We start from the raw sequence: 20,267 nt of genomic DNA on the forward strand, positions 1-20,267 counted from the left end.
AGGGCGCTGCCCCTCATCCGCCCTACAGAGCGCGCATCAAGGGACATTGAACACCCCTATCTTGTGGTTAAAGGTGACTGACTCACCTCTGCGCTCGAACACGAAGCGCACGCCAAACTCCCCTTCAGCGTTAAAGGCCGACGTTTCCCGATAGAACACTCCCGTTCGAAGAGAATCGGCCATCAGCACGCCCTGTGCAGGAAAAGAGGCGCCAATGGCCGCGCTCGATCTCGTTATCGTGCTCCCTTCCACACAGTAGCGGACTTGCTCGCGGGCAAAATAGACGCGACTGCCCGGTGAGAGCCCGGCCAGGGTTTGCGCACTGGTGTAGCGAATGCTTTGTACCCCGGAAACCGGCGCCAACACGTCCGTTACGCTGGCCACACAGCGACCGAACTCGCAATTGGTGGCCAGTGAGCCGGCATTTTTGTCCGGCACGGGGAACACGATCATCTTGTCACCTTTGCTTACGGCGGCCGCATCCACACTCAGTGGATTGGCTGCTGAGGCGGGGGTTGCCATCACCAGCTCCAGGGTATCGCTGCTGCCTGATATGGCACGATTGAGGGCAAGATAGCGACTGGAGGCACTGATGGGCCAAAAACGCAGGCAGGCTCCTTCGTCAAGCCAGTTACCGTTCCGGTCTTCAATCCGCTCCGAGCCCGGTACCGCATCACGCAGCTCGCGATTGAGCCGCTCCATGGCGAAGCGGGCATCGCTCATCAACTGCTCGCGGCTGCTGGCATCCCCATAGATCTGGGTGCCAATGCCGATAAACTGGCTGGTAAAGGTCGCCATGATGCCGAGCAGCAGAATCACCATCACCAACTCGACCAGGGTGAAACCGCGCATTGCCCCTCTCATCAGTAGTTACCCCGATAGAAGGAGAAATCGAGCACGCTCCCATCCGGTAGTTTGACCTGCAGATCAATACGCTTGCCGATAGACTCCACCTTAAGGCCCGTGCTTCCAAACAGGTTATCCGGAGTGACCGCGATTCTGACCTGATAGTTGCGATACTCATCGCTTGCAACCTTGGAATCGGTTTGAGTAAAAAATGCCGCATCAATCCAGTCACCGTTGAAACAGCTAACCTCGACCCAGCCCTTGGCACAAATGGCACTGGTCTGATAATCATCCACATCATTAAAGGTGTAGGGGGCCCGTTCACCGCCATCAGGGCCATAGACGCTAGGTTGCCAGCCGGTGATGGCCGGAGCGGGAGGCCGCTGGGTGCACGCCAGACCGACAGGGCAACTGCAGTCCCCATAAAACTGACCATTCAACGTCTCGCCACAGCGATAACGGCCACCATTATGATCCGACTGCTCATCAAACGACTTTTGCAGTATCTCCCCGGAGAGGCGCTGGGCCAACTGGGCGGCGCGTACCTGCTGCACCGGGTCCACCGCCTGCGGTGCCTGATTGATCAAGAGCCCGAGAATGCCGGTCAATGCCACCGCCAGCAGCACAATACCGACGATCAGCTCTATCAGGGTAAAACCGCGCTTAAGGGATCTCATGGATATACCCCTCGGACTCTATCTTGATGCGGCTGGTCTCACGGCCATCGCTCACCAGCAGAGTGCACCCGCTTGCGGTGGCGCAATTCCCGATTGGACGACCCAGCCGATCAAAGCGCAGCACAAAACTGCTGCTGTTATTGAGGGAGACAGTGATGCCAGAAGATGGGGTGACAAGGCGTCCCCGGGTGCGCTGATTATCACTCCAGCTGGCAATAGGGCCGGGGGCCGGGCAAACAGCACCGGTCATCGCCAGGGTGATATGGGCAAAACGGGACGCGTCCACCACCAGCTGGGTACAGCGGTTGGCGGGTTCATGCATATTAACGGTCTGCACCAGCCGCAGCCGGGTCAGCAGTTCGTCGCGAACGGTTTGAGTTTCAAAGCCGCCTTTACCCAGCCATTTGGGCACGGCAAAGGCGGCCAGAATCCCGAGTAACAGGATCACCAGTACCAGTTCAATCAGGGTAAAGCCCTTGGTTGCAGGCATGGAGGTTCTCATCAGGGAAAAGAGAAAGCGAGGCCGAAGCCTCGCTCATCATTCAAAGTCTTAGGGCAGCACACACGTACCATTATCAGCATTCAACTTGCCAACGATGGTAGTTGCTGTTGCGGTACTTGTAGCCTGAGTATAAAGAACGCACTTGGCATCTTTTTTCAGGTCGTTGTCAGCTTTGAACTGATAAGAGGTATCTTTAGTAACCTCACTGCCCTTCCAGGAGCCATCGATAGTTACTGCATTTTTGATCCCTGCATCAGCCGCCTTTGGATAACCATAAGCAGTCTCAATCGATGTACCATCAGAGCCGGACACCGCTGCACTACTGACGCGCTCTTCGCCTTCCAATGCTGATTTGCTATAAACCAGCTGAGCTGAGCTGCTGACTGCGGCCTGCACGCCCTGAGCAGCGGACTTCTTGGCATCATCCTGCAGATTCAGGAATTTGGGCGCTGCCGTCACGGCCAGAATGCCCAGAATAATGATCACTATGACCAACTCGATCAGGGTAAAACCCGCCTGTTTTTTCATTTTACTTTCCTCTGTCAATTGATATTGGTGGTCACCTGACCGGACGCCGGACGGTAACTGAAACTCATAAATGCATCAGTACTGCCTTGCGGATCCTGATACTTGCCATCACTGCCCTTACTCAAACTATTGACCAGATAGTAGCGACAGACGGAGTCCAGGCCGTTATTGGTCACACTGACATAGTATTTCAGGTCATTGCCGCTACCGCGCACCTCGTCAAAGCTGGCAGTAGCCTTGGGCGGGTTCTGCAACAGTCCCTCCCAAATCTTGAGACAGCGCTGGGCCGTCAGGTTAGCCGGATCCACATCGATACCGCCACCCGCCGAGGTATCCATGGGATAACCGGGCGACAGCTCGCCATTGCTGACCTGGGTCTCGGTCGGCGTGGTCAGATAGAAACGCGAACCGTCATACAGCACCGTATTGAGGCTGTCCTGCTTGGCTCGTCCCTCCGCTTCCCACTGGGCCCGCACCAGCGACACACCGGTGGCAAAGCCGCCGGAAACCCCTTCCACACTGGCCTTCTTGGCCTCGTCGGTCACATCGAGGAAGCGAGGCAAGGCGGTCACCGCCAGGATCCCCAGGATAACGATGACGATCACCAGCTCGATCAACGAAAAACCCGCCGCCCGAGACGTTATTACCAACCCGGGATGTGTTGATGCCATTCGATTTGTTGCCATGCTCCCTCCGTAATAACCCGCATTATTTCATGCAGATATAAAAAAATCATTTAACTGGGCCACACAATGGGCCTCATTCAAGGCTTTTTCAGCACTCTGCCATCAGAAAATTGATACATCAGCCAATTATCTTCCCAACCGAACTCGCATCCCCCGCCATCGCGGCTCGCCAGCGCTTGCAGCGGCGGCAGATCCTGGCTCTGTGTGCCTATGATCGACAACCACAGCTGGCGGCAATTTTCCGAGGGCGTCAGCAGGGGGCCGGCCCCGATAGGCCAACCACTGTCATCGAACTGCCAGACCAGACCATCGGCGAACAGGCTCGCGGGACGGCGCTGATCCAGCCAGAGTCCGTGCAACCTTTGCGTCCGCCCGGCAAACTGCTCTCCCAGCAGGACCAGGCTGAGGGTCAGCGCCTCCGCTCTGTGGGTGCGATAGCTCTGGGCCAGGGTCGCCACTATGATCAGCAGCAAGATCAGGGCGGCTATTCTCCTATATCCCCCCAGCCAGCGATCATCCTGTTGTGATTGTCTGCTCACCCGCACCTCTCTCACACCCTGTTGACCAACCACATTGCATCATATCCCCATCAAGAGGAGTAAAGGCCGTTAGCTACCGCGCACGGCCCGCATCATGTCCCACATGGGTGTGAAGATACCCAGTGCCAGCACCAGCACCATGACGGCCACTATGCCTATCAGGATGGGCTCGATACGGGCGGTCAGGCTCTTGAGGTCATAGTCCACCTCCCGCTCGTAATACTCGGCCGCCTCATGCAGTAGGTCGTCAACCTGACCGGTCTCTTCCCCCACCGCGATCATCTGCATCACCAGGGGGGTAAACAAGCCGCTGCTACCAGCGGTGCGCAGCAGGCTCTCACCCCGTTCAATACCGGCTCGCATGTCACGGATCTGGCCCGCCATATAGGCGTTATCCACCGCATCGGCCACCAGGGTCAGCGCCGTATTGAGCGGCACCCCGGCCTTGAGCATCATGGAAAAGCTGCGGGCGAAGCGGGCCAGCAGGGAGCGCTCAATGATGGTGCCGACGATGGGCAGCCTGAGTTGCCATCTGTGCCAGATCAGCTTGCCCTTGACCGTTGCAACCCAGCGCCGCCAGCCCAACACCATGGCGATCAGTATGCCAAGCAGCAGCCACCAGTAGTGGACAAAGAAGTGGGAGGTGGCGAGCAGGATCCGGGTCGTCAGCGGCAACTCGACGCCGAACTTGGCAAACATGCCGGCGAAGACGGGGATCACCATGATATTGAGGATCACCATGGCGATGCCGATGGCGATCATCACGAAACTGGGATAACGCATGGCGGTCTTGATCCGCTTGCGGGTCTCCAGCTCCAGATCGAAATAGTTGGCGAGCTGCAAGAAGGCCTCTTCCAGCTGACCCGTGTTCTCGCCCACGTGAACGATGGCGACAAACAGACTGCTGAATACCTTGGGGTGAGCCTGCATCGAGCTGGAGAGCGGCCGGCCATTGCCGAGATCTTCCCCCAGCGCGTGCAGCGCTCGCTTGAGCGTCTTGCTGTGGGCACTCTCCTCCAGCCCGGCGATGGCGCGCAGTATGGGGATCCCCGCCCGGGTCAGGGCATACATCTGGCGGCTGAATACCACCAGCTCGTCCAGCTTGACGCCCCCTTCCAGCAACAGCGACCAGTCGATGGCGGCTGATTTCGCCTTGCCCGGCTTGAGTTCGGTCGGCATCACACCGCGACGCATCAGCTGCTCGGCCGCAGCCATCTCGTTAGCTGCGTCCACCACGCCGTTGACAGCATTGCCCTGGCTGTCGCGCCCCTTGTAGGCAAAGGTACTCATGAGGTGCGCCCCTGACCGAGAATGTCATGGCAACCAGCCTGTGCGTTGGCGTTGAAGTGAGTCATGGCTTACCCCAGATCCTCGGCCAACCGCAGCACTTCATCCACCGAGGTGATCCCCTGGCGGGCATAATCCAGCGCCGTCAGGGCCAGTGGCCGGAAGTGTTCATGCTGGCGCGCCGCCTTGGCGAAACCTTCGGCATCGTTGCGGCGCAGGGCATCCATCATGGGTTGATCCAGTTCCAGCAGCTCATAGACCCCGATCCGGCCAGAGTAACCAGTGAAGTTGCAGCTCTGGCAGCCACGCCCCTTGTGATAGGCATGCTGACCGGGCGCTTCGCCGGAGAGCACAGTCAGCCAGGTGGCCTGCCCCTCGTCCGGCGCCCGCTCCTCGACGCAGTGCTCGCACACCCGCCGCACCAGCCGCTGGGCCACCACGGCTCGCAGCGCGCTCGCCACCAGATAGCCAGGCGCGCCCATGTCGATGAGACGCAGGGCACTGGTGACCGCATCGTTGGTGTGCAGTGTGGTGAGCACCAGGTGGCCTGTGATGGCGCCACGCAGGCCTATTTCCACCGTCTCGTTGTCCCGCATCTCGCCCACCAGCAGTATGTCCGGATCCTGACGCAGGGTAGAACGCAGCACATGGGAGAAGGTGAGGCCTATCTTGGGATTCACCTGCACCTGGTTGACTCTGGGCAACCGGTATTCTACCGGGTCTTCCACCGTGATGATCTTGTGGCTGGCCTGATTGAGCTCGGAGAGGGCGCCGTAGAGGGTGGTGGTCTTGCCGCTCCCGGTCGGGCCGGTCACCAGTATCATGCCGTGGGGTCGTTTGAGCTGACGGCGAAAACGGGCCAGGATCTCCGGCGGCATGCCGGTCTCGCTCAGCGACAGTATGCCGGAGGATTGATCCAGCAACCGCATCACCACGGACTCACCGTACTGCACCGGCATGGTGGACATACGCACATCCACGTCCCGGCCGCGCACCTTCATGTTGAAGCGACCATCCTGGGGCAGCCGCTTCTCGGATATGTCGAGCCCTGCCACCAGTTTCAGACGTAGCACCAGCGCCTGGGCGATGCGCACCTCGTTCAGGATATTCTCGTGCAAGATGCCGTCGATCCGCTGGCGAATGCGCAGCACCTTCTCATCCGGCTCTATGTGTATATCGGAGGCCCCTACCTGCACCGCGTCCTCGAACAGGGAACGCAGCAGCTTGGCCACCGTCGCCTCCCCCTCGTCACCGGACCCGATGTTGCTAGAACCCAGCTCGAAGCCAGTATCCTGATACTCCTCCTGCAGCTGTTCGGCGAAGCTCTCTATTTCGCGGGTACGGCGATAGAGGCGGTCGAAATACTCCAGCAACTGGCCTTCCCGCGCCACTGACAGCACCATCTCCCGCGGGCGCAGCAACGCTGCGATGGCATCGAGGGCACTCAAGTCCGCCGGATCCGACATGGCCACCGTCACCCGGTTGTCGGTGAGGTTGACCGCCAGTGCGCGATAGCGGCGCGCCTGTACCTCGGGCAACAAAGGTACCGCCGAGACGTCGATGGTGAGGTTGTTGAGATCGAAGAAGGGCACATCCAGCTGGCGGGCAAGAAACTGCAGCAGCTGTACCTCGCTGATGAAGCCGAGATCGATCAGTGTGGTGCCCAGCTTGCGGCCGGTCTGACGCTGCTGCTGCAGGGCGAGCTGCAACTGATCATCCGAGATGATCTGCTCTTGCACCAGCAGGTCGCCGAGGCGCATTTTCAGTCTGGGTTGTGCCATGCAAACTCCAAAAAAAGTTAACCAGCCCGCCCGTCAGGGGGCAAGCTGGGCAATTCGTTGTTCAATCCAGCTCGCCGATGCTTCGCCGAGGTTGCCGTGTAGCTGGGCGTTGCGATAGGCATCGAGCGCCCGCTGGCTGTGGCCCTGACCATCTTCGGCCACGCCGAGCCCGAGCCACCAGCGGCCCTGATCCGGCTGCTGACGCAGCAAGGTCACATAGAGCTCGGCCGCCTCGGCATTGCGGCCCAGCTCCTGGGTCACGCCAGCCCAAGTGGCGTAATAATCCAGATTGCTGGCCAGATCCGGCTGATAGCCGGTCAACCAGCCGAGCGCCTTGAGCTGATCGCCGCTGCTGATGGCGAGCCTGGCCAGCAGCAGCCGAAAATCCGCCTGCTCTGGATCGAGCCGGATACCCTCTTCCAGCAGTTGAGTGGCCTCGCTCAGCCGACCTTCGCCATAGAGCAGACCCGCCAGTTGCTCGCGGGCCCCCTGATTGTGCGGGGCATGAACCAGCACCTGATAGTAGTTGTCCTGGGCATCGCGCAATTGCCCCCTGGCCATGGCGGTGGTGGCCTTGCGCTCGGCCAGGGTTGCCAGCTCGGCCTCGGAGAGGTTCACCGTCTCTATCTTCAGCACACCCGGTTTGCGCGGTGGCGGGACGACAGCCTCTTGTTCCGCTTCCAGCTCGGCATAGAGGTCAGGCTGCAGCGCTTCATCACTCGGCGCCACCGCTTCATAGCCGGTTTCATCCTGCTCCTCCTGCACCGGCTCGGGATCGGCTGCGAGCTCGGGCCTTGCGCTCGGAGTGGGCAAGGCCACCACCAGATCCACCGGCTCAGGCTCCTGCTCCTCGTCCGCGGGTGTGACCGGCACAACGCGGGCAACGGCATCAGGCCGTGGCTCGCTGGTCGCCTGCACCTGACTCTGAGGCACAACCCGCTGGCTCTGCTGCCAATAGATCCAGGTCCGCCAGCCGAGAATGCCGAGGGCCAGACCGCAGATCAGGGTCAGCACCAGCATCCACCAGCCCTGTTGCCGAACAGGAGGCACATAGACGGCCCCCTCGCTCCCCTGCTGACGCAGTTCCAGATCCTTGAGCATCTGGTTGATCACGCTCATGGCCAGACTCCATAGGCCAGGGCGCACCCCAGCAGTAGTAACAGTGGCCACCAGCGACCCCGAGCGGGGCGGCTGGCATCGTCGGTATCGCGAATGGCGAGGTGCACCAGACCGGCATCGATCTGACGCTCACCCCGGCCATAGGCCAACATCAGGCACTTCTGCGCCAATATGTTGGTAAGCCGCGGGATGCCACGGGAGGCGCGCCACAGCAGGCGCATGGCGCGACCACTGAACAGCGGGGCCCCGCGATAACCCGAAACATGCAATCTGTGCTCCAGATAAGCGCGAGTCTCGTCAAAACGCAGTGGCCGCAGGCAGTAGGAGAAGCCGACCCGCTGGCGCAACTGGCGCAGATGGGGCTTGGCCAGCCTGGCATCCAACTCCGGCTGGCCGAACAGCACTATCTGCAACAGCTTGCTCGATTCGGTCTCCAGGTTGCCGAACAGCCGGATCGCCTCCAGGGTCTCGTCCGGCAGGGCCTGCGCCTCGTCGATCAGCACCACCACCCGGCTCCCATGCTGATGCAGGCCTATGAGGTGGCGATGAATGCGATCCGTCAGATCCAGCTCGTTGCCCTCCCGTACCGACAAGCCCAGCTCCAGTGCCAGCGCGGTGCGCAGCTCGGCGGGGGTGAGGTGCGGGTTGGGCAGCCAGGCCAGACGCACAGGACAGGCCTCTGAACCCAACTCGCTCAGTAGCTTGCGACAGAGCAGCGTCTTGCCGGTGCCGACCTCGCCGGTCACCTTGATGAAGCCCTCCCCCTGCATCAAGGCCCAATTAAGAACCTGCAGCGCCTCCTCATGGGGAGGCAGCCCGTAGTAAAAACCCGTGTTGGGGGTGAGGCCGAACGGCGCCTCCTGCAGACCGAAGTGGTTCAGGTACATGAGTCGTCACCGGCCTGGGTGTCTGCCGTGGCACCGGGCCACAGGCCGTCTGGAACAAAGCCAACCGTGTGCTGGGTCATGGCTTAGCCCTTGGGTGGATACCACTTGTCGAGCAGATCGGAGGAGCGCTGCAATTCGTTTTGCCAGGTGTCTTTCTCCACCACGGTCGGTTTGAGCAGGATCACCAGCTCCACCTTCTTGGTACTCTCGCGGCGGTTGGTGAAGGCCTCGCCGATCCAGGGGATATCCCCCAGCAGCGGTACCTTGCTGACGATCTCCTGCTTGTCGGTCTTCATCAGGCCGCCGATGACGATGATGTCACCGTTATTGGCCTGCACCACGGTATCGGACTCGCGGATCGAGCTCTTGGCGAGCGGCAATTCCAGCTTGCCCCCCGTGGTGCCCAGATTTATCGTCTTGTTCTGCTCTTCGGTGTCGATGACGGAGGGGTGAATGTGCAACAACACCTTGCCCTCTTCGTCGATCTGTGGCGTCACGTCCAGCGCGATACCGGAGAAGAAGGGGGTCAGCTCAACGTTCGGGGTGCGTTCTGTTCCGGCCGTCGTTGAGGTTACCGTGCTAGTGGCGTTGGTGACGAAGTATTCGTCCGTCCCCACCTTGATCACCGCCTTCTGGTTGTTGGTCGCTGTCACCCGCGGACTGGAGAGGGTATTCACATCACCCTGGGTCTTGAGCAGGTTGACCGCCACGTTGAAGTTGCCATCGGAGATCTTGAAGCCGGCACCGCCCCCCAGTGCAGTGAAGATCTGGTTGGGTGTCGTGGGCAGCTGGGTCGGGGCGAGCGAGCCGCCACCGGTAATCCCCTTGTTGCCATCCCAGCTGGCGGAAAGGCCGCTCCAGTCCACCCCCTGTTCGTAACCCTCGTTGAGAGCCACTTCCAGAATGCGCGCCTCCAACACCACCTGGCGCTTGAGGTGGGTCTCGGACTGGCTGAGGAATTCACGCACCGCTTTCAATTCTTTCGGATAGGCACGGATGGTGACCAGACCCGCCTGCGGGCTGGTGATGACGGCACGACCATCGCCACTGCCAACCAGCATCTCCAGCGAGGTACGCAGATCAGTCCAGTAATCGCTGTTGGTGTCTGTCTCGATGCGGGTGCCGTTGCCGTTATTCGAACTGGTATTGCCGTTGGATGCATTGCTGCTGTTGTTACTGTCGCTGTTGGCGTTGTCGAAGTTACTGCTATTGCTGTTGTTGCCGTTGGCCGTCACCCCGCCCGTGCTGACCGAGGTACGGGACAGACCACGACGGGACATCATCAGGTAGTTGACCGGTATGGTTTCGGTGCGCAGCCCAGCCGGATAGACGTGGAACACATTGCCCTTGCGCTGCACATCAAAGCCATACATGTCACCCACCACCGCCAGCACTTCAGACAGGGTGACGTCCTTGAGCTCGACGGAGATCTGGCCGGCCACACCGGGATGCACGGCCACGCTGTAACGGGAACCCTTGAAAAGGGAGCCGAAAAATTCCACCGCATCCACATCGTGGGCGGCGATACGCAGCCGCGGTTCCGGCATGCTGAAGGCCTGGGGCGGCCGGTTCATCTGCAGTAACTCGCTCTGTACCGACTTGGGCACTGTCGCCAATCCCCCGACTTTGTTCTGCTCGGCCATGGCGTGTTTCAGTGCATCCTTGGCCTGCACGGGTTCGGGGTGCTGGTAGCTGGTACAGCCTGCCGCCAGCACGGCCACAGAGATCAGGCAGAGATGATTTTTTTTCATGTAATGAGTGCACCCTGACTTTCAATTAAACTCGACAAACCTTGCCCCACCATCTCGGGTGGGGCGCGTTCAGATGCGGACCTTGCTGGCAAACAGGGTCAGCGACTGGCGCTTGCCCCCCTTCTCCAGCACCACGCCATCTGCACTGATGGACACCAATCGATATCCCTCGACCTGCTGGCCCACCCGGTAACTTTTTCCGTTGAGCACCGCCAGTGCCGGACCATTGCCCAGCATCACGCTCTGCAATGTTGGTAAACCGGCGCTCTGGCTGGCCGAGACCCCTGCCCGGCTGTTCATCCCGTCCAACGGTTCCGTGGGGTCCTGCAGCACCTCGGCCTGGGCCACTGCGCCCAGCAGACAACACAATAGCGTCAGCCATCTAACCACGAATAAACTCCTTGCTGGTGCTCAGGGTGTAGATTTCCATCTCCACCACGGCCTTGGGATGCTCCTGCACCTGGTAGTCAAACTGCTTCCAGTAGAAGTGACGGGGTAACGCCTCCAGTGCCTTCAGATACTGATAGACATCGAAGTAACCGCCCTCCAGCTTGAGGCGGATGCCGTGCTTGAACAAGTTGATGCGCTGATCCCCCGCCATCAGCGGCTGGGGGGCGAGGGAGGTCAGTGCCAGCATGTGCAGATTGGTGGAGCGTGACAACAGAGCCTCCAGCACGGCTGGCATCTCGTGGGCCTGGATCAGATCCACCGTCTGGGCCTTGAGCTCGGCATCCAGCCTGTCGATATCCCCCTCGACCCGTACCAGCTGCTCGCGCACGCTCTGATCGGGATCGCGCGCCAGCCTGGCCTGCTTGCCCAGGTTCTCGAGATCCATGATTTCCAGATCCCGCTGGGCCGTGGTCAAGGCCACCCTGTCCTGCGCCAGCCGCAGGGCGGCGCCATCCAGCCAGCCATAGATGGCACCAGCGCAGATCAGCACCAGACCGGTCAGCAGGATCAATATCCGCTCGCGCTGGCTGAGGGCGGCAATCTTGTCCGCCCATGCCTGCCATTGTGCTTTCAGGCTCATCAGGGCTTCTCCCGCTCTATGCCACTGAGCTGGAAGGCCAGCCGGCCCTCCTTGTCACGGTTCAGGGTCAATTCACTAAACTGCTTGCCCGCCAGCGACGGGGTCTGCTGGAAACGCTTTACCCAGGCGGGCACATCCTGGCTATGGTTGGCAAAGCCGGACAGGTTGATCCGCCCTTCGGCGATCTCGATACGCTGCAAGGAGAGCTGCTTATCCCGAATGCGGGAGAGATCGGCCATCAGGCCAGCGTAGCCCTGGGATTTTTGCAACGCCAAACTGCCCAGCTGCTGCATCAACTCCTGCTTGGCAGTCAGTTCTTCCTGCTTGCTGGCCAGCTGCTGTTGCAACACAGCATTGGCTTGGTGGCGGGTCAACTCGGCATCCAGCCGTTGGGCCTCGCCACGCTTGACCTCCAGCGCCGCGCGCACCTGCGCCAGCTCACGGCCAACCCCTTGTTGCTGCCAGCCGTAGAAGGCGCCCATGCAGAACAGCACTGCCACGCAGCCACCCCAGACCAGCGCCATCTGGTTGAGGCTGGCCCACTGGCGTCTGGGGCGAAATTCGGCGCCATAAAGGTTGATCTGACGTTTCATCAGGCATCCTCCCCGATGGCGGCAGCATAGGCAGAGAGATATTCAACACCGGACAGTATCGCCTTGTTGGCCATGGCGGAGACGGCGAAGCCGAAGGTCTGCTCCATGTGACGCACCAGGGTACCGATGAATGGTGAGGCGATGGCGAGCTGCATCTGACCCAGCTCCGGCAGCTTGAGCTGGCCGACCAGGTAATCGAGGGAGCGCTGGATCTCCAGCGCCAGCGAATCGAGCAGCATGCTGTCCGGCTCATGCTCACCGGTGAGGGCGGTGAAACCGCGCAGCTGGCGGGAGAAGCAGAGGCCGCCCTGATGGAATACCAGCAGCTGCAGATCCTGTCCCCTGGGCTGCCACAACAGCATGCGCACCGCGTTGTCAGACTCATAGAGCGCCGTCATGGCCAGCTCGTCGCTGATGATGGCATCCAGGCAGGCGATGCCGTTGACCGCATCCGCCAGCTGCTGCACCCGCACCTTGGGCACGCAGATCACGTTGATCCGCGGCCGGCCAGCCGGCGGCGTGGGCAAATCCACGTAGTCCATGGCGAGCTGCAACACGGGTTCATTGACGTAATCCTTGACCGCCCAGGGCAACGCACCGGCCATTTCGGCGTCGGGCACGGCGGGCTTGTCGATCTGGACTTGCTGATAAAGGCTGGCGGCGAGGGCGACCCGCACCTTAGACTTGGCGAGGCCATGGCGGCTGAACAGCTCGCTCATGGCAAGCGACCACTCCTGCGGGCCATGGATGGCGCGGGTGGCGAAGACAGGCTGAGGCCCTAGCGAGGCCAGCATGATCCGGTCACTGGCAAGCAGGAGTCCTACCTGATGGCTTGGGGTTGAACGTCTGAAAAGTTGTTTCATTAAAACCCGCACCTGGCTGCATAAAACGGATTAAACCTTAACATAAACAGGATATTAGCCTCCATATAAATGAGGGATCACGCATTGCAACCCAACTCGACCCGCTCGCAGGTGTTGGCCCTGCAGCCGACCCGGCTTCCCTCGCCGCTCCAGGCCATCTCACACCCGCTGCTGACCGAGCATGGCGTAACGCTCTGGTGCAAGCGGGATGACCTGATCCACCCAGCCATCTCGGGCAACAAGTGGCGCAAGCTCAAGTACCATGTGCAACACGCTCAGGAGCAGGGCATACAGCACCTGATCTCGTTTGGGGGGGCCTACTCCAACCACATCCATGCACTGGCAGCAGCAGGGGGCCAATCCGGCCTGAGAACTACCGGCATCATACGTGGTGAACCGGAGGCCGTCAGCAACTCAACCTTGAGCGCGGCAAAGGGATGGGGCATGGATCTCATTTTTGTCGATCGCCAGAGTTACCGGCAACGGCAGGAGCCAAACTGGCTGGCCCAGTTCGCGGCGCCAGATAGCCTGATAGTGCCGGAAGGAGGCAGCAGCCCGCTCGCCATTCCCGGGGTAGCCGAGCTGGTCGGCGAGGTGCCCTTCTCACCGGATCTCTGGGTGTTGCCCTGCGCCAGCGGCGGCACCCTGGCTGGCCTCATCGCCGGCAAACGGGAACAGGAACGGATCCTCGCCATCGCGGTACTGAAAGGGGCAAGCTTCATCGCCGACGAGGTACGGCGCCTTCACCCGGCCGCAGCCACCACCCCTGGCTGGCAGATAGCGCTGGATCACCATGATGGCGGCTATGCCAAATTCAGCCCGGGACTCTGGCAGTGGGTGCAAGCCTTCAGTGCGCAGACAGGCCTGCCGCTTGAGCCCATCTACAGCGGCAAGGCAATGTGGGGTCTGTTTCGCGAACTGGCCGCCGGGCGCATCCCCCGCGGCAGCCAGATAGTCTTCATCCATACGGGGGGCATGCAGGGACTCGCGGGTTTGAAAGAGCAAGGCCGGATCTGAGGGCGACCCTGCGGTCACCGGTATCAGGCGCCGGCCGGTTCCATCACTAACGGCTCCGGCTCGGCAAACCAGGGCCCCTGGCCGGCATGGACGCCGAGGTGGCGCAGCATCTTCCACTCGTCGCCGCTCTCCACCCCCACGGCGATGACCCGGGTGCGGGTATTGGCACAGCCCCCCACCAGGCTACGCACCGCCATCTGGTTGACCTGACGGGTGTGGATCTCACGAACCAGACTGGGATGGAGCTTGAGGAAGTTGATCTCGAACTCCTTGATGTATTGGGTGCTCACCACATCCTGGCCAGCATGATCGATGGCCAGCTGGCAACCCAGCATGCGCAGCGCTCGCAACGGCCGCTTGAGCGCCTCGTAGTGGCGGGTCACCTGGGCCTCCGACAGTTGCAGGATCAGCCGTTCGTTGGTGCTGCGCGACAGCTGGAACAGATCGAAGAAGAGCCAGCGTTGGAACTCGCGGTGCAACAGGCTCTGGGCACAGAGAGTCAGGCTGATGGGGCAGCTCTGCTCTGAGCGCTGACGCAGCAGCCACAGGGTCTGCTCCGCCACCAGTCGATCCAGTGGCAACAGCAGCCCCGCCTTCTCGGCCATCGGCATGAAGACACCAGCCTGCAACTCCCGCCCCTGCTCGTCGTGAATGCGGATCAGCAAGTCCTGCTGCAACACCACCTGATCCCGCTCCTGCTGCACCGGCTGGACGTAGAAGTCGATGCAGTGCTCCTCGATGCGGCGACCGATCAGGGTGCGCCAGCGTACCGTGCCCTTGCTGCTCTGCTCCTCATCCAACTGCTTCTCGTAGAGGAACCAGCCGGTGTGACCCTGCAGCCGCGCGCTCTTGAGCGCCAGCTCAGCCTCTTCCTGCACCTTGAGCAGGGAATCCTGCGCCTGATAGCAGACGGCGCCGAGGTAAATGGCGGTCTCGACGTTGACCGCCTCGGGCCAGTGCAGTCGTTGCAGGCTCTTGTGCAGCTGACCCGCACCGTCCACCATCTCGCTCTCGGACATATTGGGCAACAGCACGGCAAATACCTGCCCGGCATAGCGGGCCTGCAGGGCGCCATTGTGCTTGCGCACGAAGGCGGCGATGGAGGCACTCGCCTCTATCAGCAGCTCCTGGCTCTGGCGCCCACTCAGCTCAGGGTCCAGATCCTCCAGACCGGCGAGCTCGATTAGCAGCACGCCACCGCTCATCACGCTCGCCTCCATGATGGCGCTCTCCAGCCGGTTGTCGAAGAACAGGCGGTTGCCTATGCCGGTCATCTTGTCGACAAAGGCGTTGCTGCGAATGAAGTTGTCGAAACGGCTGCGCTCCTTGCGGGCATCCGCCAGCTCGGCCAGCAGATAGTCGATGGCCTGGCTGGCGGAGACGGGCCACTCATCGGCCGGATCGTGCGCCAGCTTGGTGAGCTTGTTATCGAGGATCAGCTGGGCGCGCTCGGCCAGCAGCTCGGCACCCCGGAGTTGCAACCTCAACCAGCGAATGGAGTACCAGAGTCCGAAGATGACGATGAAGACGCCAAGGGAGATGCCGGACATGGCCTGCATGGAGTATTCAAACTCCTTGAACGGCCGCTCCAGTTTGAAGTCGGCCTGCATGTCGGTCTGATGGGAGATGGGCTGGCTGTAGGGGATCAGCAGGCTCTCGTCGGTCGGCTGCTGCACATCGCGAAACCAGTAGACCCGCTGCTTGCCCTGACGGATCTCCAGCTCCACCACATGGGCCGAACGCAACAAGGTTGGCAGCCAGCGGGTGAGATCCTGGTGGTCCTCGGCCACCTCCAGCTGCTTGTCGATGATCTCGACCAGAGAGTTGACCTTTTTCTGCTGCAGCTCCATGCCCAGCTCACGAAAGCTGAATACTCCGCCGAGCAGCACCATGGCCATGGCGGCGATCACGCACAGGGTAATAAACGAGACAAGCTGAGTGGTCAGTTTCATGTACCTTTCCGTATGCCCGACAACATCCATGTGGCTTCATCGTATCAGCCAACGCCGAAGCGCGCCTATGGACGAAGATCCCGCTTCTGGAATTCAGCGGGCGAGCATAACCAAATGGGCACAGGAACACCAAGCCTGACGGCAAGCCGGCCATGAAAAATAGCCACAGGGACAGGAAACGGGAGATGGGCGGCGGGATCAGGGATTTTCAGGCAGAAAAATGGTCCCACTAAGGGGACCGAAAGAAACACTCATATCAAAACTAACACTCTGTGCTACTGACAAAAAAACAGATACAGGAGTATTGAACACACGGTGAGTCAAACCGCACGGCTACTGTAGCCGCTTCAGATAAGCTGGACAATTGTCACTTATGACAGGTAAGCGATTGAATCTTCATCAACTGATTTAACAAAGTCTTTATTTATCATGTTGTTATGATTTTTCGTTGCGAGTAAGGAATGAGCAGCTCAAATCGATGTAGCTAATGCACTATGATATTGCCTTTCATATGCATCCCATCTCCACATCAGGCAGGTGTACCTTGCGAAAAATTCCCCCTCTCTGGATCAGTCTGCTGCTGTTCTGCCTGCCCGTGCTGGCGAGCCTGCCCCTCAGCCAATTGCTCGGCAAGCCGCTGGCACGCCATATGTTGCAACAGAAACGGGAGGAGATAGAAGCCGCACTGGTGGAGCGACACCAGGCGCTGGATGAGAGTATCCGCACCCAGCTGGCCCAGTTCGCCTTCGACTGCGGACCTGAGGACATGGCGCTGCTGCGGGGTCCCCGCTTCTATAACCTCCATATTCGCCTGCAAGGCCTCATCCTGGCCTCCGGGGCGAGCTGCTCCAGCCTGGGACTCCCCGTCCCCTTTACCACGACCGCACTGCCACCCTATTCCGGGCAGGAGCAATACGGGGTGGCCGCCACCCCCGCACAGTTCAATACCGAACAGGAGCTGATCGCCTACTTCCGACAGAATGGCAATACCGCCTACTGGGTGCTGAACAACAGCTGGAGCCATACGCTACTACAAACCCCCTGTGCCGACTGTTTCTACCTTGAATTCAGCCAACAAAATGGGGACCACGCTACCCCGCTCTTCCCCCGAGGTGACAAAACCATCAAACAGGAAGAGGGCAACCAGAGTTTGAGCTTTCTTGAGTCCGAAAATCAGATACGGCAGACGTTATGGGCGGGCAAGGCGCTGGAGCACTATGCCCGGCAGCAGGCACGGTACTATGGGCTCTGGTATGGCGCTGCGCTGGGTTCCCTGCTGGTCGCTGCCTACTGGGGGCTGCGCAGCTATCGGCGATCTCTCAAGGGACTGCTGCAAGCCGGGCTGGCCCGGCGGGAGTTTGTCCCCTTCTATCAGCCCATAGTGGATAACCGCAGTCAGCAAGTGGTTGGCTTCGAGGCACTGCTGCGGTGGCAGCGGGAGCGCGAGATGGTGCCACCTGGCGCCTTTATCGACTATGCGGAGGAGCAGGGGCTGATCCTGCCGATGACGGAACAGCTGCTGGAGCGGATCATGACGGATCTTCCCCGGCTGGCGCCGGCGCAGTGGGTCAGCGTCAACATAGTGGCCGCTCACATAGAGCAACCCCATCTGCGCACCCTGTTGCAGCGACACGGCTGGCCCTCACCGACCCGGCTCACCTTCGAGCTGACCGAGCGCAAACCGATCACCGATATCAAGGCGGCGATCGGCGAGATCACGGCACTGCAGCAGCGGGGCTATCACTTCAAGCTGGATGATTTTGGCACCGGCTATGGGGGCTTCGCCTACCTGCAGCGACTCGGTATCCGCCAGATCAAGATCGACAAGATGTTCGTCGACACCATAGGCACAGACGACCTCAAACGAACGCTGCTGGACTCCATCATCGCCTTCGGCCACGAATCCGGCATGGAGATGATCGCCGAGGGGGTCGAAACCGGGGAACAGGTCGATTATCTGCGCCAGCACGGCGTGCATCTCATCCAGGGCTATGTGTATGCCAGGCCCATGGCCCTGGCCCAACTACAGATTTGGCTGTTGGCGTGGCAACAACACCATGCCGGGGAAGGTTAACGCCGGTATTGCAGTATCTGACCGCGAAAAGGCTGGCTCAGATAGCTCACATCCAACGGCTTATGCTGGCTGTGTGTATAGCCCAGGCTCATCATCAGCTTGCTGAAACGGCCCTGCTGGCCACGGCCCGGATCCACCAGGATCACCTCGCAGTGGGACTTGGCGTGTTGCTCGATAAAACCGGCCAGCGTCTCGACCTGGCCGCGCTCATAGAGCAGATCGCTGCCGATGATGAGATCGAAACGCCCCAGCTCGGTGACAGCGTCTTCCCAACCGGTACGAATAAAGGGGATGATCGCCCCCTTGTTGAGCAGCACATTGGCCGCCAGAAAGGCCCCCGCCTCAGGGTGATAATCGGTGGCCGTGATGTCCGCCAGCCTGTGGTTGAGCACCAGACTTGCCAGGGCTATGCCGCACCCCACCTCCAGGATCCGCAGATCCGCCACCTCGTGCTCCACCATCAGATGGGCCAGCACATTACCAGAATCCCAAACGATGCCAAACAGCGGCCAGAACGCCGAGGAGATGCCGAGCGCCTCTGCCTCCCCTTCGTCATCGGAGAACTGCTGGTTGTCGCGCAACGTGCACAGGTGGATGTCGAGTTCGCCAAACTCTATGGTGTGATAACGCAGACGCACAACAGACATGGGAGTCCCTGGTCAGGATGCCGCCAGACCCACAGAAGCATGAATTCGACTGGCATGACCCCCATGCTACGCAGTAACCGGACAGATACCTATCTATATCCCGGCCCGACCGAGCAGGAGCGGCAGATTACATCTTGCAACAAAATGATTTTCCCCAGGCAGTACAACTCCCTTTATCATTAGCGGGCTCGCCACCCCCGTGGCGTCGCCGTTTTGCCTCCATACCCCGTCGGCCCCAGCCGCCCCGAGATGAGAACCATTGCCCTATGAAGTCATTTATCCGGCAAGAGATTGCCCTGCCCGTTGGCCTGCTGACCCTGCTCTTTTTCAAGACCCTGGGGAGCAACCTGCTGACAGAGGCCACGCCGCTCGGGATCTATCTTCCGGTATCGGCCGGGCTGCTGGCCATCGTCACCTGGGCCATCTTCTCGGTGGTACGCCACTCTGACGCCCTCGCCATCAAGCTGGGCGAGCCCTTCGGCACCCTGATCCTGACCCTCTCGGTCATCTCGCTGGAAGTGGTGATGATCTCCTCCGTCATGCTCACCGGCGAGCCCAACCCCACCATGGCCCGCGATACCATGTTTGCGGTGGTGATGCTGGTGAGCACGGGTCTGGTGGGCTTCACTCTGCTGTTTGGCGGCTGGCGCTACCACACCCAGAGCTTCAATCTGGACGGGGTCAAATCCTATCTGGTCGCCATCATACCGCTGGCGCTGCTCTGTCTGGTGCTGCCCAACTTCACCCGGGGCGGCACGGTCGGCAGCATGTCGAGCGCCATGTCATGGATGCTGATCATCGTCTCGATCCTGCTCTATGGCGTCTTTCTGCTGATCCAGACCCGCAGCCATAGCCACTTCTTCGTCGACAGCGATCACGAGGATTACGAAGAGTACCACGGCCCGCTGCAGAGCAATGTCTACCACACCCTCCTGCTGCTCGCCTACCTGGTGGTGGTGATCCTGCTGGCCAAGACCCTGGCCATCCCCATCAACTACGGGGTGCATGTCATGGAAGCACCCGCCGCACTGGGCGGCTTTATCGTGGCCTGTATCGTGCTGGCGCCGGAAGCAGTGGGCGCCCTCAAGGCGGCCTTCAACAACCAGTTGCAGCGCGCCATGAACCTCTACTTCGGCTCGGTGCTGGCCACCATAGCCCTCACCGTACCCGCTGTGCTCTTTATCGGTTCCATGCTGGATCAGGAGGTGCGCCTCGGCCTTTCCGCCGCCGACATGGTGCTGCTCTTCACCACTCTCATGGTCTGTAAAGTGACCTTCAGCAGTGGTCGCACCAATGTGCTGCATGGCGCCACCCATCTGGTGTTGTTCGTGGTCTATCTGTTCCTGATGTTCGAGCACGAATAACAGGCGCCAGCACCTATCCCGGTGCTGTTCGTGGTCTATCTGTTTCTGATGTTCGAGCACGAATAACCGAGTTCAACCAACGTCAGAAACGCAAAGACCGCCCGATTGGGCGGTCTTTTGTTAT

Annotated in this window: 20 protein-coding genes; 3 read left to right on the forward strand and 17 right to left on the reverse strand. The window is 60.4% G+C overall.

Annotated features, from left to right (window positions below):
• Positions 1-36: 36 nt before the first annotated feature.
• From BN1129_RS16485 to BN1129_RS16555, 15 genes are all read right to left on the reverse strand, one after another.
• On the reverse strand, positions 37-864 hold the full coding sequence (locus tag BN1129_RS16485; RefSeq protein ID WP_042037965.1) for a PilW family protein: 828 nt from the start codon (positions 862-864) through the stop codon (positions 37-39).
• Positions 864-1,523, reverse strand: a complete 660-nt coding sequence (locus BN1129_RS16490) for a type IV pilus modification PilV family protein (RefSeq protein ID WP_042037966.1) — start codon at positions 1,521-1,523, stop codon at positions 864-866. The genes BN1129_RS16485 and BN1129_RS16490 overlap by 1 nt, the downstream gene beginning before the upstream one ends.
• Positions 1,510-2,013, reverse strand: coding sequence for a prepilin-type N-terminal cleavage/methylation domain-containing protein (locus BN1129_RS16495; protein ID WP_042037967.1), 504 nt, complete (start codon positions 2,011-2,013; stop codon positions 1,510-1,512). Before BN1129_RS16495 ends, BN1129_RS16490 begins: the two co-directional genes overlap by 14 nt.
• Before the next feature lie 60 nt (positions 2,014-2,073).
• A complete protein-coding gene (locus BN1129_RS16500) occupies positions 2,074-2,553 on the reverse strand; it encodes a prepilin-type N-terminal cleavage/methylation domain-containing protein (RefSeq protein ID WP_042037969.1) in 480 nt (159 codons plus the stop codon).
• A gap of 14 nt (positions 2,554-2,567) precedes the next feature.
• A complete protein-coding gene (locus BN1129_RS16505; RefSeq protein ID WP_042037971.1) occupies positions 2,568-3,239 on the reverse strand; it encodes a prepilin-type N-terminal cleavage/methylation domain-containing protein in 672 nt (223 codons plus the stop codon).
• 77 nt (positions 3,240-3,316) lie between these two features.
• Positions 3,317-3,778, reverse strand: coding sequence for a hypothetical protein (locus BN1129_RS16510; RefSeq protein ID WP_042038053.1), 462 nt, complete (start codon positions 3,776-3,778; stop codon positions 3,317-3,319).
• A 69-nt stretch (positions 3,779-3,847) separates the two neighbouring features.
• Positions 3,848-5,068, reverse strand: coding sequence for an MSHA fimbrial biogenesis protein MshG (gene mshG / locus BN1129_RS16515; protein ID WP_042037972.1), 1,221 nt, complete (start codon positions 5,066-5,068; stop codon positions 3,848-3,850).
• A gap of 68 nt (positions 5,069-5,136) precedes the next feature.
• Positions 5,137-6,846 carry an MSHA fimbrial ATPase MshE gene (mshE, locus tag BN1129_RS16520; RefSeq protein WP_042037974.1) on the reverse strand — a complete coding sequence of 570 codons (1,710 nt, stop codon included), beginning with the start codon at positions 6,844-6,846 and terminating at the stop codon, positions 5,137-5,139.
• Positions 6,847-6,879: 33 nt separating this feature from the next.
• The gene (locus BN1129_RS16525; protein WP_042037976.1) at positions 6,880-7,965 is read right to left on the reverse strand and encodes a tetratricopeptide repeat protein; all 1,086 of its coding nucleotides are present in this window, start codon (positions 7,963-7,965) and stop codon (positions 6,880-6,882) included.
• Positions 7,962-8,852: an ExeA family protein gene (locus tag BN1129_RS16530; protein ID WP_042037977.1), complete on the reverse strand. Its 891-nt coding sequence runs from the start codon at positions 8,850-8,852 to the stop codon at positions 7,962-7,964. The genes BN1129_RS16525 and BN1129_RS16530 overlap by 4 nt, the downstream gene beginning before the upstream one ends.
• Before the next feature lie 83 nt (positions 8,853-8,935).
• Complete coding sequence (gene mshL / locus BN1129_RS16535) at positions 8,936-10,603, reverse strand: pilus (MSHA type) biogenesis protein MshL (RefSeq protein ID WP_042037978.1); 1,668 nt, start codon at positions 10,601-10,603, stop codon at positions 8,936-8,938.
• Between the two features lie 69 nt (positions 10,604-10,672).
• Positions 10,673-10,993: a SctD/MshK family protein gene (locus BN1129_RS16540; protein WP_042037980.1), complete on the reverse strand. Its 321-nt coding sequence runs from the start codon at positions 10,991-10,993 to the stop codon at positions 10,673-10,675.
• Positions 10,986-11,633, reverse strand: a complete 648-nt coding sequence (locus BN1129_RS16545; RefSeq protein WP_042037981.1) for a hypothetical protein — start codon at positions 11,631-11,633, stop codon at positions 10,986-10,988. Before BN1129_RS16545 ends, BN1129_RS16540 begins: the two co-directional genes overlap by 8 nt.
• Entirely contained in the window at positions 11,633-12,226 is a 594-nt protein-coding gene (locus BN1129_RS16550) for a PilN domain-containing protein (protein WP_042037983.1), read from the reverse strand. The genes BN1129_RS16545 and BN1129_RS16550 overlap by 1 nt, the downstream gene beginning before the upstream one ends.
• Positions 12,226-13,089: a hypothetical protein gene (locus BN1129_RS16555; protein WP_042037984.1), complete on the reverse strand. Its 864-nt coding sequence runs from the start codon at positions 13,087-13,089 to the stop codon at positions 12,226-12,228. The genes BN1129_RS16550 and BN1129_RS16555 overlap by 1 nt, the downstream gene beginning before the upstream one ends.
• Before the next feature lie 69 nt (positions 13,090-13,158).
• Between BN1129_RS16555 and BN1129_RS16560 the strand changes: the two genes are divergently transcribed.
• Entirely contained in the window at positions 13,159-14,106 is a 948-nt protein-coding gene (locus tag BN1129_RS16560) for a 1-aminocyclopropane-1-carboxylate deaminase/D-cysteine desulfhydrase (protein WP_157013437.1), read from the forward strand.
• A gap of 23 nt (positions 14,107-14,129) precedes the next feature.
• Here BN1129_RS16560 and BN1129_RS16565 read toward each other — a convergent pair whose 3' ends face one another.
• Entirely contained in the window at positions 14,130-16,058 is a 1,929-nt protein-coding gene (locus BN1129_RS16565; RefSeq protein ID WP_042037987.1) for an EAL domain-containing protein, read from the reverse strand.
• A gap of 544 nt (positions 16,059-16,602) precedes the next feature.
• On the opposite strand from BN1129_RS16565, the gene BN1129_RS16570 reads away from it, so the two are divergent.
• A complete protein-coding gene (locus BN1129_RS16570) occupies positions 16,603-18,132 on the forward strand; it encodes an EAL domain-containing protein (protein ID WP_042038054.1) in 1,530 nt (509 codons plus the stop codon).
• On the opposite strand, the gene BN1129_RS16575 is transcribed toward BN1129_RS16570, so the two are convergent.
• Complete coding sequence (locus tag BN1129_RS16575) at positions 18,129-18,779, reverse strand: class I SAM-dependent methyltransferase (protein ID WP_042037988.1); 651 nt, start codon at positions 18,777-18,779, stop codon at positions 18,129-18,131. The two genes, BN1129_RS16570 and BN1129_RS16575, sit on opposite strands and share 4 nt — an antisense overlap.
• Positions 18,780-19,045: 266 nt before the next feature.
• Between BN1129_RS16575 and BN1129_RS16580 the strand changes: the two genes are divergently transcribed.
• Positions 19,046-20,143 carry a calcium:cation antiporter gene (locus BN1129_RS16580; RefSeq protein WP_042037990.1) on the forward strand — a complete coding sequence of 366 codons (1,098 nt, stop codon included), beginning with the start codon at positions 19,046-19,048 and terminating at the stop codon, positions 20,141-20,143.
• Positions 20,144-20,267 lie beyond the last annotated feature (124 nt).

Source organism: Aeromonas popoffii, from assembly GCF_000820025.1.
Lineage (GTDB): Bacteria > Pseudomonadota > Gammaproteobacteria > Enterobacterales > Aeromonadaceae > Aeromonas > Aeromonas popoffii.